Source organism: Alteromonas sp. DY56-G5 (genome assembly GCF_041414725.1).
GTDB lineage: Bacteria > Pseudomonadota > Gammaproteobacteria > Enterobacterales > Alteromonadaceae > Alteromonas > Alteromonas macleodii.
Genome location: NZ_JANHZQ010000019.1, coordinates 34,080 through 49,645 on the forward strand (window position 1 = coordinate 34,080; position 15,566 = coordinate 49,645).

At 41.8% G+C, this 15,566-nt stretch carries 12 protein-coding genes; 6 read left to right on the forward strand and 6 right to left on the reverse strand.

The annotated features are described in order from the left end of the window. The first annotated feature begins 109 nt into the window (after positions 1 to 109). The gene (locus tag NO989_RS11155) at positions 110 to 727 is read left to right on the forward strand and encodes a TcpQ domain-containing protein (RefSeq protein ID WP_371342532.1); all 618 of its coding nucleotides are present in this window, start codon (positions 110 to 112) and stop codon (positions 725 to 727) included. Positions 728 to 737: 10 nt separating this feature from the next. Here the strand turns inward: NO989_RS11155 and glnE are convergent, their stop codons facing one another. Then, the gene (glnE, locus tag NO989_RS11160) at positions 738 to 3,671 is read right to left on the reverse strand and encodes a bifunctional [glutamate--ammonia ligase]-adenylyl-L-tyrosine phosphorylase/[glutamate--ammonia-ligase] adenylyltransferase (protein ID WP_371342534.1); all 2,934 of its coding nucleotides are present in this window, start codon (positions 3,669 to 3,671) and stop codon (positions 738 to 740) included. A gap of 314 nt (positions 3,672 to 3,985) precedes the next feature. Between glnE and NO989_RS11165 the strand changes: the two genes are divergently transcribed. Further along, a complete protein-coding gene (locus tag NO989_RS11165; protein ID WP_061486281.1) occupies positions 3,986 to 4,891 on the forward strand; it encodes a DUF350 domain-containing protein in 906 nt (301 codons plus the stop codon). Positions 4,892 to 4,936: 45 nt separating this feature from the next. Here NO989_RS11165 and NO989_RS11170 read toward each other — a convergent pair whose 3' ends face one another. Next, entirely contained in the window at positions 4,937 to 5,284 is a 348-nt protein-coding gene (locus tag NO989_RS11170; protein ID WP_371342535.1) for a GIY-YIG nuclease family protein, read from the reverse strand. A gap of 238 nt (positions 5,285 to 5,522) precedes the next feature. Here NO989_RS11170 and NO989_RS11175 point away from each other — a divergent pair, with 238 nt between their 5' ends. Further along, positions 5,523 to 6,587 carry an XrtA/PEP-CTERM system-associated ATPase gene (locus tag NO989_RS11175; protein ID WP_156078657.1) on the forward strand — a complete coding sequence of 355 codons (1,065 nt, stop codon included), beginning with the start codon at positions 5,523 to 5,525 and terminating at the stop codon, positions 6,585 to 6,587. Positions 6,588 to 6,724: 137 nt separating this feature from the next. Here the strand turns inward: NO989_RS11175 and NO989_RS11180 are convergent, their stop codons facing one another. Genes NO989_RS11180 through NO989_RS11195 form a run of 4 tightly spaced genes read right to left on the reverse strand, consistent with a single transcriptional unit; the run spans position 6,725 to position 11,552 of the window. Beyond that, positions 6,725 to 8,401, reverse strand: coding sequence for a TIGR03016 family PEP-CTERM system-associated outer membrane protein (locus NO989_RS11180; RefSeq protein ID WP_371342536.1), 1,677 nt, complete (start codon positions 8,399 to 8,401; stop codon positions 6,725 to 6,727). Continuing rightward, positions 8,370 to 9,320 (reverse strand): XrtA-associated tyrosine autokinase, encoded by a 951-nt coding sequence (locus NO989_RS11185; protein WP_069944661.1) that lies wholly within the window; start codon positions 9,318 to 9,320, stop codon positions 8,370 to 8,372. Before NO989_RS11185 ends, NO989_RS11180 begins: the two co-directional genes overlap by 32 nt. Beyond that, positions 9,320 to 10,888, reverse strand: a complete 1,569-nt coding sequence (locus NO989_RS11190; protein WP_069944660.1) for an XrtA system polysaccharide chain length determinant — start codon at positions 10,886 to 10,888, stop codon at positions 9,320 to 9,322. Before NO989_RS11190 ends, NO989_RS11185 begins: the two co-directional genes overlap by 1 nt. Positions 10,889 to 10,919: 31 nt before the next feature. Next, positions 10,920 to 11,552: an XrtA/PEP-CTERM system exopolysaccharide export protein gene (locus tag NO989_RS11195; RefSeq protein ID WP_014977096.1), complete on the reverse strand. Its 633-nt coding sequence runs from the start codon at positions 11,550 to 11,552 to the stop codon at positions 10,920 to 10,922. 149 nt (positions 11,553 to 11,701) lie between these two features. On the opposite strand from NO989_RS11195, the gene NO989_RS11200 reads away from it, so the two are divergent. From NO989_RS11200 to xrtA, 3 genes are read left to right on the forward strand one after another with little or no spacing between them, the layout of a single operon-like run. Then, positions 11,702 to 13,114 carry a TIGR03013 family XrtA/PEP-CTERM system glycosyltransferase gene (locus NO989_RS11200; RefSeq protein ID WP_014977095.1) on the forward strand — a complete coding sequence of 471 codons (1,413 nt, stop codon included), beginning with the start codon at positions 11,702 to 11,704 and terminating at the stop codon, positions 13,112 to 13,114. A 2-nt stretch (positions 13,115 to 13,116) separates the two neighbouring features. Beyond that, the gene (locus NO989_RS11205; protein ID WP_342287824.1) at positions 13,117 to 13,956 is read left to right on the forward strand and encodes an XrtA system polysaccharide deacetylase; all 840 of its coding nucleotides are present in this window, start codon (positions 13,117 to 13,119) and stop codon (positions 13,954 to 13,956) included. A 36-nt stretch (positions 13,957 to 13,992) separates the two neighbouring features. Continuing rightward, positions 13,993 to 15,510: an exosortase A gene (xrtA, locus tag NO989_RS11210; RefSeq protein ID WP_371342538.1), complete on the forward strand. Its 1,518-nt coding sequence runs from the start codon at positions 13,993 to 13,995 to the stop codon at positions 15,508 to 15,510. Positions 15,511 to 15,566 lie beyond the last annotated feature (56 nt).

Sequence of the window (15,566 nt, forward strand, 5' to 3'; positions counted from 1 at the left end):
ATAATAGGCTTTCCGTTCGAAGGTAGACTAAAATAGAAGAATTATGCTTAAGTTCATACACATAGCATAAGCTGATTTTCGATTAAAAGTGGCTACACATTGGTAAGGTATGGGACAGACAAGTTATTCAAGTTCATCGTTTTGGGCAAAGCAAATTGGCATAGCAGCAGTGCTCGTGATCATTGCTGGCGTACTCATTTACATGCTTCAAACACAGGACCAAGAGCCTGTTCCGCAAGTGCAAGCGGAAGAAAAGTCTGTATCACGTGGGTTAAGTGAGTTCTATCGAGACTTCCGTATGTCTGCTACTGACCCAGCAGAAGATGAGCAGGGAGATTTTGTTCTGGATATTGCGGGCGTTGATCCTAATTTAGACAACAAGCTTGCACAAATGTCTAGCCAAACCCGTCCGGTTGAAAAGAATTGGACCGGCGAACATAAATACCGTACGTTCCAGGAAGGGAACACACTGCGCGAAGCTATTTCGCAATACGCTCAAGCTGAAGGCATGCAGGTGATATGGAACCTGGAGCAAGACTTTGTTATTAAGCACCAGTTTCAATTGGACAACACGGTTGCAGGATCGCTTGCTAAAATTGCCAGTGCCATAGACAGCAGTTTTGAAGGGCAAGTAAAAGCATATTTATGTGCAGAGCAACGCTCGCTGGTGGTGACTGCCCAAGAAACAGAATTTCTCACCACCAACTGTCGTTTGGTTAGAGGTTAAGCTTCATCGCCTAGCCGCTACACGTGCCAAATAGTGCATTCCAGTGAATGGTTACTTGTTCTCGTATGGCATCTAGTTCTTCGCTCTGATCTGCGTACTTGGTATCAGCTAACGTTAAATGGTGGTATTGCTCTCGCAGCTTTAAATACGCCTTTTGCAGTTTGTGCGCAGTGGCGACATCAATAATGTTGCTCTTAGCTGCGGCGTCAAAAATGCGAAGATTGTCAGGATATTCTGTCATGGCAGCCTGTGACTTTGCATTAGCGAGTACAAGATATTGAGCCATGAACTCAATATCGGTAATACCACCTACACACTGCTTTAAGTCTACCTTGTCGTTCTCCTTTGAAAGCAAGTGCTCCCGCATTTTTAAACGCATTTTGCACACATCGTCAGCCAACGTTTTAGCGTTTCTAGAGCGAGTTAGTATGGAACTTCTTACCTGCGTGAAGTCATTCAAAAGGCGAGGGGCTCCGCAAATTGCTCTTGCACGAACGAGCGCTTGATGTTCCCAAGTCCATGCTTCTTCGGTCTGGTATTTCTCGAAACCATCGATATGGCAGCATAACAATCCCGCATTTCCAGAAGGGCGTAGACGCAAGTCGGTTTCGTATAATTGTCCAAACAACGTCTTCGTATTGAGAAGATGCATGATGCGCTGCGCCAACTTAATGTAAAACTGTTGCGCTTCAATAGACTTCTTGCCGTCTGTACTTATGCCGCGAGGAGCATTATGCAAAAACACTAAATCTAAGTCTGAGCCGTAACCTAATTCATACCCGCCTAGTTTTCCATAGCCGATAACGGCAAATCCTTTGTCAGTTCCCTCTAGGTGTGCTGGAACGCCATAGCGCTGTTGCATTTGCATCCAGGCAGCATCTACTACGTTCTCCAATATCACTTCAGCTAGTACCGTAAGCTTATCGCTCACGTTGTTTATAGGTAGTGATTCACTGATGTCGCTGGCGGCTATGCGAAGCTGTTGGCAAAGTTTGAACTGCCTCCACCCATCCATAAGCATTTCAACATCGTCTTGTTCAATACGAAGCATGATTTCACGCAGTTCCAGCTGATATTCCTGCTTGCTGGTATGGATATCGGTATTTTGCTGACCGAGGTATAACGGCGTGAGTAATTCGTCTAATAGTAACGGGAAGCGCTTAATTTCTTGAGCAATCCAGTCGCTTCGTTCACATAGCCTTACTAACTGTTTTAGTACATCCGGATTTTCAAGTAACAAGTCAAGGTAAGTGGTTCGGCCAGTAATCGCTTCTATAACACCAAGTAAACGGTCGAGTACGTGTGGGATGTAGTTTGGATGTTGGTTGATGAGCACAAACAAAATTTCGGGAAGCAACTTATTTAACGTGTCTTCACCTTTTTGGCCTATGCGATAATTGCGTTGCTTATCCTTGAAGGCGACAAGAATAGAATATATGCCTTTAATATCGCTAGCAGACAGGTATTCGCCAAAGGTTTCAGTAAACTCACCCTCTTGCAATGAAAGACGCCACGCATCTTGGCAGGCAGTAAAAAGCTGGTCTTCTTCTGAGTGCGTATCATGAGACTCTTCTACTAACTCGTTGAAATGGGCATGAATACGCGCCATTACAGTATCTAAATGCACTAAAAATTCACTGTAAGAATCAAAACCCATGACTTCAGTAAGCGCAGCTTGTTGCCAAGCTAACTCAGGAAGAGTTTGGGTTTGGCGATCTTGAGCTTGTTGAAGCGTGTGCTCTACTTTTCTTAGGAATAAATAGTCACTTTTTAGCTGTTGCGTTACATCGCGTTCGACTATATCGAGTTCAGTTAATGCGTCTAACGTGCGAAGTAATGACTTACTTTGTAATGCTGGCTCTCGTCCTCCGTGAATCAACTGAAAACTTTGGGCAAAAAACTCCACTTCACGAATGCCACCTGCGCCGAGTTTTATATTGTTACTCAGTCTGCGTCTGCGTATTTCTGTGGCGATCAGCTTTTTCATGTTACGAAGGGCATCTAATGTGGTGAAGTCTAAGTAACGACGGAACGTAAACGGGTGCAAAATGCTCTTTAACCATTTCACATCTTGCGAATTATTATCGTTAATCACCCGCGCTTTTACCATGGCAAAGCGCTCCCAGTGTCGACCTTGGTCTTGATAATAATCTTCAAGTGCCGCGAAATGCATCACAAGGGGGCCAGAATCGCCGAAGGGGCGTAAACGCATGTCGACGCGGTAGACTTGACCGTCATTAGTCACTTTGTTCAATGCTTGGATAAGTTTTTGTGCTAGTTTGGTAAAAAACTGCTGATGCTCTACGCTTTTTCGACCGCCTTGGGTTTCGCCTTTTTCCGGGTACGTAAAAATTAAATCGATATCAGAAGAAAAGTTGAGTTCCTTTCCTCCTAATTTGCCCATACCCAAGATATACATGTGCATGTCTTGGTTATGGCTTTGTGGTTTTCCATAGCGCGCTGCTAAATGTTGATAAAGCCAGTGGTACGCACCGTTAATAAGTACATCAGCTAATGCTGAAACCTGCATAAGTGATATTTCGATGGGTTGCTTGTTCAAAACGTCTAGGAAAGTAATCCGCGCCATCTCTTTATTTCTAAATTTCCTCAACACTTGCAGTAAGTCATCTTCGCTGGCGACGTTGTGCAATTCATTTTCTAGGTTTGCGAGATAGTCAGATGACATGGTATTGCCAAGAGATTGAAGCGTTTCACTTTTCTCAAGGGGTTGATAAGGCTCAACGATGCGAGAAACAAATGAAGGGTTTTGAATCAATGTCTCAGCCAAGAAAGAGGAGCGCGTGAAGGAGAGCATTAGTGTTTCACAATGAGCCTCAATTACGGCTCTGTCACTTCCGCTAATTGCTGGCGCTGTTAACAACTGCTGCCAAAATTTTTCGGCAAGTTCTACGTTTGTCATGCTATTTTCGTTGTCTGTTGGCATAATGCTCGCGTCTTATGAGATATCACTCGTGTTTTACGGTTGAATACTCACAATTGCCATTGCAAGTACTCAAAACAAGGTCTGCTAAGTGCGCTAACGTGCAGCTCTGCATTCAATGTGGTTAAGTGCCTGCTAACCCAGGGTGTGATCTACAGGTCATTTAGCCCTAACTAAAATAAATCTGAACAAGTTCGATGTCATCGTTGTACAAGTTTGTATTAGATGAACGCTATTCAATTAGCCATCACTGATTTTTCGAAACTACATCAAAAACTAATCAGAAGAACTTTGTGTGTTCAAGGAGCAAAGATAACGTGGAAGCCTTAGTAAAACTAGTACCTCTAACGCAAGAACTGCTGATATATCTCGCTATGGATGTCGCAATTGCGTTAGTACTGCTAATGATTATGAAGTGGCTGACAGGCGCATTTAGGAAATACTCGGTAACAGAAGAACTGGGTGTTAAAGATAATTTCGCATTTGGGATAAGCATTGCGGGAGGCATGCTGTCGTTGTGCATAGTATTGAGCTCGGTTGTTGGTCGTCATATTGGCGTGGGTTATAAAGAAGCGGCGATTGGAATGGTAACTTTCGGCATTGTGGGCATTATATTGGTGAAGTTCGGACGCTTCGCTCACGATAAATTAGTACTTAATAAAGTTGATACGCACGCGATGATTGCCGAAAGGAGTGTGAGTGTGGCGCTGGTTGATGCGGCTAGTTTGGTGGCAAGCGCAATTGTTTTACGCAATATTATGGTGTGGGTTGATGGCAGCGACATGAACGCAATCATTGCTATTGTGACCGGCTTTACCGTAGTTCTGACCATGTTGCTTGTTATGACGCGTATTTTAGAGTTTAGATATGCAAGAGATAATCAAAACGACTCATTTCAAGGAGCGCTAGAGAAGGGGCAGTTAGCACTCGCTATCGAGCACACTGGTAATTTACTTGGAACTGCTATGATTGTGTCGGCAGCGAAGAATTTACTCATTTATAACCCATCAGGCTACGTGAGCAATATAACAGGTTGGCTGGTTGTTAGTGTTGGCCTAGCAATCGCACTTCATATTTTGGTACTAGCGAGCAAAAAAATTATTTTATTTGGCATGAATTTCCGGCAGGAAGTCGATCAACAGCATAACGTTGGTGTAGCTGCACTTGGGTTTACACTTAGCATAGGAAACGCCATGATCATTAATGGTGTTTTAGGCGGGTAGGGGAATACTCTTTTCTGGATAACGAACCTAACGCAACCCAATGTCTTAATCTTCAAATTGGGTTTTCATACACATTAGCTCATTGAGTTGCCCTTTACGAATAATCCCGTTTTTTTGAGGGCGGCTCATTCTCTTTACCTCATATTCAAGCTTTGATGCATGTGACTTGTCAGTCATTTCGAATATGGCTTTAAAGGTCAGTGGTGCCTTACCTTTTAAGGCCTTGGCGCCCCCTTTTAACTCTCCTCGGTGTTGCGCTATGCGGCGCTTGGGGTTAGTGGTAATTCCTGTGTAGAGTTGGCCAAGCTTATTTTCAACTAAGTAGAGATACCACGTAGCTTTTGTTCTTCCCTGGTGGGTATTGCCTTCGTTGGCTGATATACTTTGTGCCAATGTAATTCAATGTATAGAAATTTCTCGTAGCTTTATCTTAGCAGAATTAACTAGTGCTTGTTGACCTTTGCTGTACAACATAGATCAACCAGCCCTTAAGACTGGGCGTGAATATATTACTTCGATAATCGCGCGATGTTGGTTACCATATATACGAGAATAAGCGCGCTGTTTCGAATTCACGTGTTCGCACTCATGTTTTCGAACGCACATTTTTAATGGAAAAACGGTAAATTGCATGTACGAAAGTTATTATGGACTTAACTCGAAACCGTTTCAGTTAACCCCAGATCCAGAATTTTTCTTCGCAAGTAAATGGCACAAACGCGCCATGTCTTATCTACAGTATGGACTTTCTCAAGCTGAAGGGTTCATTGTTATTACCGGCGGAATTGGAACCGGGAAAACTACCGTAGCAAACAGCTTGCTTGAAGAAATTGAAGACGACATTGCGGCAGCTCAAATAGTTACGCCAAAGCTGTCGCCAGATGAACTGGTAAAAATGGTCGCGTCTAAATTTGATATCCCCACGGAAGGTCGCTCAAAAGCCGATATTTTAAAAGCGCTTGAAATTTTCTTATACGATCTAAACAAAGCGGGTCGCCGCGCCTTACTATTGGTTGATGAAGCGCAAAACCTTCCGTTAGAGACCATTGAAGAATTAAGAATGCTGAGTAACTTTCAGCTGAACGGCAAACCGTTGATTCAAAGCTTTTTGCTGGGGCAAGAAGAACTGCAGCCTATTTTACGCGCACCGAATATGGAGCAATTTAGGCAACGTATTGTGGCGTCTTGCCATCTCGTTCCGCTTTCATTGGAAGAGTGCAAAGAATACATTGAGTACCGATTGCACCATGCGGGATGGAACGGCTCACAGTTATTCAGTGAAGAGGCGTTTGAACGAATTCACATGTTCTCTCGCGGTATCCCTCGTAAAATTAATACCCTAATGGACAGGGTAATGCTCTATGGCTTTTTAGAGGAACTAGAGAACTTTGACGCGGACGCGGTAAATGAAGTAATTGAAGAAGTGAAAGCCGAAATGTTTGAGCCTGACAAAACGGGCGCAGAAGTGACGGAGCATATGGGCTTTGCTGACCACCCTGAAAGCCAAACTATCATGACACCTAAAGGCAATGTTATTCGCGACACCAAATACTACTTGGATATGTTAGCTGAATTAGTTGATGCTTTAGATGACGCCATTTCACAAAAAGTGAAAATGACGCAATACGTCGATAAACTTATGAAAAAGAAGTTCAAAACGTATGTTCGACTTAAGAGTGATGATAAGAAAGAGTGATACTTTCTTTGTAGCCACCATCATTTGATAAACAAAAAAAACGCCTTTTTACTAACGTAAAATCGGGCGCTTTTTTTTAGTTTAGTTGACTAGTACTGCCTACAAACTACAACCGGTAGATTGAAAAATTCAGTGAATTAGTCATAGGTGTAGGTAATAGATGCGCTTAAGCGTCGGTCGGTATAGTTGTTACCAAACTGAGATATGCCTGTATTCAAATCTCCCTCTTGCTTGAGGTACCTAGCATCAATACTTGCTTTTAACCGGCGACCGAACTTTCTTTCTAAACCAATGGATGCATTCCAGTTGTCGCTTTCGCCTCTAAATACGTCTTCTGCACCCTGACCTGTGATATTGGCGTAGTTAATACTGCTAGTTATGTTGGTATAGCTACCAATTTTATAGGCTACGTTTGTACCGAAAGAGTAGGTGCGTCTTAGTCTATCTTCGTCTAAGTAATCATCTTCGGCATATCGCCAAGAAAAAGCGAGGGTAATTCTAGAAAAGTCATAACCTGCTTGAAAATTTGCACTTTTTCGCAGAATGATGTTGTCATCAAACTCTAGATTTTGTGAAGTAAGCTGCACCAATTGCTCTCCCGCGGAGGGTGTATAACTTAAGCTATTGGGCTGAAAACAGTCAGCAATGGATGTCGATGAAGCTGGGCAAACAAATACGCCTAAGTTCTCTGGATCAGCTAACAAGCGAGAGGTGTTAGTAACGTCTTCCGAATAGCTGAACGAGGTTCGTAAGTATTTGGAATTGTAGCTAATATTTGCCGATGCCGATTCACCATAGAAACGACGCCCGTAAGTAGCAGCAATCCGTGTGCGAGTGCTCAGTGCCCATTGCATATCAACACCTACGAATGTTTCACCATCGTCTTCCCCTAGATCGGAATCACTCTTATTGGCCGTTAACGATATATAGCGATTCTCAGCTTGACGGTAAGTTAACCCCACCCCATAAGAATTAAACTCCCTAACCAAACTGTTCGTGTCATCTCTGTCTGAAATTTGGTTAGCTTCGTGCCTTGCAGTCAAACGAATGGCCCAGTCGCCATAAATTCGAGTATCTATATAACCGTCACCAGTTCTCGATTCAAAGTCACCATTGTTTGCTTGACCTCGCTCAGTATTCTGATAAGTGCCCGTAACTGACCAAATGAAATACTCGGCTTCATCACCGTTTATTAACTTGCCGCTCAGTTGATAACTATCATTATCGAGAGCATTGCTGTTAGTCAAAGACCGTTCTGAAGCTGTATCTGAGTAGGAGGCTGTGCCTTGTCCTCTTACCCAGTCGCCTTGGTCAAGTGTCAGCGTTGATGAGAGTCTGTTGGAGCGTGTTTTTGCCAAGCTGTCAGAATTAGCAATAAAATCTGTTACCAGAAAATTTGAAGCATTAGTATTCTGATAGCTTAATGCCCCAGCGGCTTGAAAAGATAATAAATTTTCAAGAGGTTCCCACTGAGCAGAATAGCTGTACTCTGCATAATCTTGGCGCTGGCTAGCATCGTCGTTATCGCGTTCCAGATGGGTGTATGTACCGGACCATAACCCTTGAAATGTTCTTGTTTGATAAGTAGCGTTTACTTTAGGCGCCACAGTTACTGTAGTAAGTGAACGGTTTCCATTTTCCTCAGTATCGACACTTTGGTAGATGGTTTCGGCTGTGGCAACAGCATTCACGTCAAGTTTTGCAAAAGCAGGTAGACTTGTTGCGACGGCTGCAGCAACAAGTGTCGGCTTTATTATTCTTCTTTTAGGCATTGTATTGCGCCTATTCGCTGCGCTCTGAGTAATAATACCCATAATATCCGCTTCCATCGGTGTCGTTATGTACAGACTTGTTCACTACAAATCCTATGGCCATCTCTGGGTTCAATCGCTCCACAGACATTTTAATATCGCCTATCTTCGCTTTGCCCTCTTCTACGACAACAACCGCTTGGCCAGCGAAATTAGCGAGAATAGCACTCTCGTTTATACCAATGAGAGGAGGCGTATCAAAAATAACTATTCGATCTGGGTATCTATTTGCAAATTCATTAACAGTGTCATGCATTTTCTGGCTTGCTAGCAGTTCGGTAGACAAATGGTGCGATTTTCCAGCAGGAATAATTTTCAGCTTATCGATGTTGGTTGGGTACAGCACATCTGAAATATCGTCAACGTCCCCGGTCAAGTATTCCATTAGCCCTTTACGACGCTCTAACCCTAAAGTGTTTAATACATTAGGCTTAAGTACATCGGCGTCCACAAGAAGTACGGTTTTATCCTGCTCCGATGCGATACTCATCGCCAGGTTGGTTGCAGTGAATGTCTTCCCTTCAGAAGGGCGACTACTGGTAACCATAATAATGTTCGGGTTGTGAAGGGTTTTCGCTAGTGAACCAAAAGCATTTGCTAAAAGCTTACGCTTTATTTCTCGGTACTCTTCATTAATTTGTTTTCTCTCACCGTTAAGCGAAATATGTCCGTTCTTATCAAGTCGCACGAAATCAATAACAAACTCGTCAAGTGGAGTTTTTTTATTGATAAATTCCTTTTCTTCAGCAATTACGGTTTCAACAGGAAGCTCTGCGGGTGCAGGTTTGTCAATTGATACCTTCGACTCTTCAGGCGCGTTTGAATGACTAGCGTCTTCAATTTTTTCTGTAGACGAAGTCTTATGACTTGCTGCTTTCGCCTCTTTTTGTTTTTGAAGTGCCTTCTCAATTGTATTTTTCATTAAAGAAGCCCTCCAAACAAATCTATATTCATAATTTCAGCGGCGACCAAGGCGCCGTACATTGCCAAAATAGTACCACTGGAAAGCAGAAACACTAAAAGACGGTTTCTGTTTGTTTTATTTATTTGCTCAATGTTCAAGTGGGTTACAGTACCCCATATAGGATAATCTGACACATTGAGTAACTGCTTAGGCCTAATCAAAATAGGATTAAGTTGGCTTATAAGAAATGCGATGCCAATTCCTGTACCGAAACCCAAAATTAACACTGCAGTGTAAAAAATTAGCCTGTTGGGGCCTGAAGGGCGCTTGGGAAGAAGCGGGGGCTCTATAATTCTGAATTGAAGGTCTTCTGCTGACACATCAGCTCTTCGAGATAAGTCTGCTGATTCTTTTCGTGACAAAAGTTCTTCATATTTTCGTTTTGTAACATCGTAATCTCTATTCAATGCAGAGGATTCTGCTTCAATCTGAGGAATCAGGTCTACTTTACTTTCGAGTTCTGCAATTTTTCTTTGCAAATCACTATCTTTAACACGAAGGGATGCAATTTGGCTCTCTAGACGGCTGGCTTCGAGCTTAATCTCTCGGTTCAGTTCCGTTAAAGGTTGAGTATTATTACTTTCATCAGCGTTTAGGAAGGCATCTATCTCTTTTTGCCTAGACTTCTCAAGACTTTCTAATAAAGCTCGTGATTCAACGACGTCAGGGTGAAGATCTGTAAATCGAAGAGATAGTCTATCTAGTTCTTCCTCTAGCGCTTTTATTCTTTCGTCATATCGTGTCTGTAAAACTGAGTCATTCTGATTGGTAACACTAAAACTGTCAGCTCGTTTTACATTACCGATTTGATTTTTAAGTGAATCAACTTGTTGCTGAGTTTGCCTTATCTGCAATCGAGTAGCTTCAAGTTCATTATTTAAAGTCTGTAGGTTTGAATAATATGTCCCGGCTAGCGGGAGAATATCATTATATTGTCTCTTAAAATTAGCCAGACGCTGTTCCGATTCTGAAAGTCTCGATTCATACTCCGCAATTTGTTCATCTAAAAACCTACCAGCGGTGTCTGTATCCTTCCTGTTATTACCCAGTGCGCCTTCGACAAATAAGTCTAGCGTTTCTTGAACCACACGTTGAGCTGTGTTGGGAGATTGGTTGGAATACGTTATATTGTAAATATTATCTCTACCAGTTTTATTCAGCTGTATGCTATTGGATAGCCTGTTGACCAAGTCATCAAACTCATCTTCATTTTGCGTCGTTATATCAAGGTCACTTTCTCGAGCAATTTTCTCTACATTACTTCTACTGAGTAATGTTTTGGCCATCATTTGAATCTCTTGGTCAGGATTAGTCTGAATTGCTAATCCTTTCAGTAATGGCTGTAAAACCGAGCGAGTATCTACGAACACTTGGGCTTTTGAAGAGTAGACATCGGGAAGGCTGGCAACATATAAAAAGCCAATAGGGCAGATAAGCCATGAAAAAATAATCACGTAACGCTTTTTAATCCAAACCCCTTTAATGTAATCAAGAATTTGGATTAGCGTTTGTTGTAAGTCCTGCATTTTATTATTTGTTCCGTTTACTGCTTTACAACTAGAACCAAGCTTCTGGAATAATTACAATATCACCAGGTAGCATATCGACATTTTTTGAGATATCACCATCTCTAATCAAATCGTCAATGTTTATTTCGAACGTTTTTTGTTTTCCGGCGATTACTCGAACCAGTTTCGCGTTATTTCCGTCTGCAAATTCCGTTAAACCACCTACGGCTATCATTAAATCCAGTAACGTCATGTGCTCGGAGTAACTTACAGCACTTGGATTTGTAGCTTCACCAATCACGCGAACCTGTTCACTCAAAGGACCAGTGAAATTGTTCACACTTACCGTCACTCTCGGGTTGTTTATGTAGGTAGAAAGCTGTTCTTCTATTTCCCTTGCAAGCATTGTTGGCGTTCTACCAGCCACATCAATATCTTCCACTAGAGAAGTGGTCACCTTTCCGTCCGGTCGAACAATAAAATTGCCAGAAACCTCTGGGTTTCTCCAAACAAAAATAGTTAGGGAATCACCTGGGCCAATTAAATATTGGTAATCATTAACATTGGTAGTTAGTGAAGGTCGGGTAGTTGCTTCGGGCAGAGTGCCAGTGTTACTGCAACCATTAAGACCGATAAGTAAAAGTGGAGCACAGCACGTTATTAGTTTTTTAAAGCGGAACATAAGAGATCATCCTACACTCATTATGGTTAATTTATGGCTTTTGCCGTTTACCCTACGGTAAATGTCACTATAATGCCAATAACAATTGTAGTCTATTGGAATAAATCCCTTTATGATGGGAAAAACGCCGCAGTTTTAGGGGGCCAGGGGTGGCAGTAAACAAGCGCAATCAAAATAAACGCTCAAATATACTAGTAATAACAGAAGCGTTGCTCATTGCTTACATGGGTTATATTTCTCACTTTATCCTTACGCAAATTGGAATGTCGCCAAATGTGGCGGTGGAAAAACTGATAATCAACGTAGGAATGCTTACAGTTTCAATATTGTTGTGTTCGTTATCCGTTGGGTTGTATGAAGCGAAGTTAAGAGAAACTTTTCGGGGTATCATCCGTCGCATATTCGTAAGCGTGGGACTGAGTTATTTTTTAGTCGAAGTGCTAAGTCGAGCATTTTTTGATGACTTGGTTATGGATTCTTATTTCCTGCCGGCATCGGTTTGTTCAATTATTATAACCTTAGTTGTTTTCAGGTATTTCACAAACCGTCTTGGCTTGTTAGGCCTAGGGAAAGTGCGCATATTAGTCCTTGGGGCAGGGGAAAGAGCTTCAATTATTGAAAAGCGTATGCGCAGAGATGTGGATAGAATTGGGTTTGAGCTTGTAGGGTTCATCCCAATTCCAGGAGACAATCGCGAAGACGGAATTCGAAAAGAGAAGATTATTCATCTTAAGGTAGACGAGAGTTTTCAACAGTTCATTGCAGATAATGAAATAGAAGAAATAGTCATCGCTTGCGACCAACGTCGTGGAACGCTTCCTGTAGAAGTGCTTTTTGACTGCAGGCTTAGAGGGATTGAAGTTACCGAGCTTTTAGATTTCATGGAGCGAGAAACAGGGCAAATAGTGGTAAACCTGATGTACCCAAGTTGGGTCATTTATTCCAATGGATTTCAGAGCCAGAATTATTTGCGAGACGCGCTAGATTACACCCTCAACGCGTTCCTAGCGTTCATCATATTCCTCTTTGTTTGGCCAATTATGCTGATTACCGCATTCATTATTTATTGCGATGATGGCAGACGTACAGGTGTGTCCGTTTTCTATAAGCAAGAGCGAGTGGGGTTAAACGGAAAGCTTTTCAAAATAATTAAATTCAGAAGTATGCGACCTGATGCAGAAAAAGATGGCGCTAAATGGGCAAGCAAGAATGATGATCGCGTTACTCGTATTGGCCACTTTATTAGAAAGTACCGCGTAGACGAATTACCACAGCTTTTAAATGTGTTTAAAGGTGAAATGGCATTTATCGGACCTCGTCCAGAGAGACCTCAGTTTGTAGAGCAGCTTGTACGCGAAGTGCCCTATTACAATCAGCGTCATAACGTTAAACCAGGTTTAGCTGGCTGGGCACAGCTCAATTACCCTTATGGCGCCAGCGTAGAAGACTCTATGGAAAAGCTTAAGTTCGATCTTTATTATGTAAAACACCAAAGTTTGCTGTTAGATATTTTGATACTTATCCGTACGGTTGAAATTGTACTGTTTGGCAAAGGGCGATAATCATGAAGCTAGATAATCGACTCAATGCCATGACAGTAGATGTGGAAGACTACTTTCAAGTTTCTGCTTTTGAAGGCGTAGTAAACAAAAGCGATTGGGATTCGATCGGCTTGAGAGTGGGAGATAATACCCATCGCCTTCTAGATTTGTTTGCTCAAAATAACGTTAAATCGACATTTTTTACGTTAGGCTGGGTGGCGAAGCGCTGCCCAGATGTTATCAAACGGATAGTAAGTGAAGGTCATGAGCTGGCGAGCCACGGACTAGCGCATCAACGCGCTACAACGATGACCGAGCAAGAGCTTTTCAATGATATTAAGCAAAGCAAAGAGATTCTTGAAGATATAGGCGGTGTGGCGTTAAAAGGCTATAGAGCTCCGAGTTTTTCAATTAACGATTCGAACACGTGGGCGTACAATATCCTAAAGGAGCTCGGCTTTGTTTATTCTTCTAGTACTTATCCAATCAACCACGATCTCTATGGTGTACCAGATTGGCCGCGCTTTAAATACAAACGTGAGAATGGTCTGATAGAGATTCCAATACCAACAGTTCGTAAGAAAGGAACAAATATTGGGATTGGTGGTGGCGGTTATTTTCGTCTTTATCCTTATTGGTTATCCAAACGCCGTATTACTGAGTTCATGCAATCTGAAAGTGCGCCATACAGTTTCTATTTTCACCCTTGGGAGATAGATGCAGATCAACCAAAATTTAATTCTGCACCATGGAAGTCTAAAGCTCGTCACTACATCAACTTGTCAAGAATGGAAGGCAAAGTAGAAAAGCTGCTTAAAGACTTTAACTGGGTAACAATGCAGCAAGCCTACGAGATAAAATAAACGAACTGCGTTTTAAAAAAGAGCAAGGATAAACTCATGAGTAACAGTGAAGCTCTCGATGCCAGCATTGACGGAAGGGATATGTCTTTCAAAGTGAATAAAACGTTTTATTTTAGCTGCCTTGTACTACTGTCTTTGTGGGTTGTTTTTTGTTGGAAAGGCCTCTCCACTGTTATTCAAATTTGGTACGTGAATGAAATCTTCAACCATGGCTTTTTTATTGTACCTGGAGCTTTCTACCTTATTTATTTAAAGCGACGAGTACTTTTTGCACAGCCAATAAAGCCAGCTCCATTAGCATTTATATTCATAATTCCTACACTTTTCCTTTATGTGATCGGTATTGTTGGCGATGTTCAACTTTTTTTACATGCAGCTACCTTTGCATTGTTACCTTTACTCATGTGGCTGATGCTAGGGACTCAGGCGGCGAGAACAATTCTATTCCCACTTATTTTTATGTTGTTTAGTGTACCTGTAGGAGAGCAACTCGTACCTTATCTTCAAGAAATTGCTGCAGATGGAGCCGTAGCGCTATTACGCTTAACAGGTGTTCCACTATTTCGAAGCGGTTTATATATAGAAATTCCTCAAGGCCGGTTCCTAGTAGCGGAAGCATGCTCTGGCGTAAGCTTTTTTATCGCTAGCTTTGTAATAGGTAGCTTATACGCTTACTTGAACTTGGTGACTAAAACACGAAGAGCTTTATTTGTAGCGACCTCTTTAATCTTTCCTATATTAGCGAATATTGTTCGAGTTTATGGCATTATTTTAATAGCTTACTGGACTGATATGGAGCATGCAGCAGGAGCTGACCATCTTATATACGGTTGGTTTTTCTTTGCTTTTGTAATCGTGTGCCTCTTAGGCATAGGTGAACTTATGAGAGAGGAAAAAACACAATTAGAAGGTCTACCTCCTATGAATGAGAGAGTGCGAGTCTCTCTATTCGTTGTTAGTACATGTTGTGCACTAATAATTGTTTTCTTTGGCCTGTACAGCCTTATACAAGTGCAAAACAAAGATAGTGAACATGTCATGGTCAATTTATCAGCATTGTCGGATGACTCTTGTAATCAGTTTGGTAAGTTTGCAGTATTAAACAATCCTACATTTGAGAAACAAGTAGCATTAAAGCATAGCAATTGTAATTCAAGTATCTTAGTTGCTTATTTCAATGAAGAGAATAGTGAGCTTGCGAGCTACTTGAATCGTGACTTCGATCCTTCAAAGTATTCGTTAGAAAAATCATTTAGTCTTCCTTTAAAGCAATACAGTGTTTCTGTATCGAATGTTGTGAGCCCTTCTGGAGAAAAGCTGACAATCTACAAATGGTATGTAGTTGATTCGAGAGTTTATTCAACTCAGGAAAGATTAAAGCTTCAACAAATTATAAACAAATTGCTTTTCAGGCCACATAGGGGAGAAATTTGGTTGTTTGCAACGGCAAACTCAGACAGTTTTGCTGCGAAAAAACTCCCTAGCCTCATAGAGTACTCGGTTAATCGTAAACTTACAAAACAGGGGAGTTCGGAGCTTGTATCATGGGAGTAGACAGCCTTTCAACACTGATTCATTTCTTTGTAATGATGATGATAATAGTTTTTTAT

What these genes read in the sequence shown, in the direction of transcription:
- NO989_RS11155 (WP_371342532.1), top strand. Translation starts at nt 110, where the DNA reads ATGGGACAGACAAGTTATTCAAGTTCATCGTTTTGGGCAAAGCAAATT.
- glnE (WP_371342534.1), bottom strand. Translation starts at nt 3,671, where the DNA reads ATGCCAACAGACAACGAAAATAGCATGACAAACGTAGAACTTGCCGAA.
- NO989_RS11175 (WP_156078657.1), top strand. Translation starts at nt 5,523, where the DNA reads ATGTACGAAAGTTATTATGGACTTAACTCGAAACCGTTTCAGTTAACC.
- NO989_RS11180 (WP_371342536.1), bottom strand. Translation starts at nt 8,401, where the DNA reads ATGGGTATTATTACTCAGAGCGCAGCGAATAGGCGCAATACAATGCCT.
- NO989_RS11185 (WP_069944661.1), bottom strand. Translation starts at nt 9,320, where the DNA reads ATGAAAAATACAATTGAGAAGGCACTTCAAAAACAAAAAGAGGCGAAA.
- NO989_RS11190 (WP_069944660.1), bottom strand. Translation starts at nt 10,888, where the DNA reads ATGCAGGACTTACAACAAACGCTAATCCAAATTCTTGATTACATTAAA.
- NO989_RS11195 (WP_014977096.1), bottom strand. Translation starts at nt 11,552, where the DNA reads ATGTTCCGCTTTAAAAAACTAATAACGTGCTGTGCTCCACTTTTACTT.
- NO989_RS11205 (WP_342287824.1), top strand. Translation starts at nt 13,117, where the DNA reads ATGAAGCTAGATAATCGACTCAATGCCATGACAGTAGATGTGGAAGAC.
- xrtA (WP_371342538.1), top strand. Translation starts at nt 13,993, where the DNA reads ATGAGTAACAGTGAAGCTCTCGATGCCAGCATTGACGGAAGGGATATG.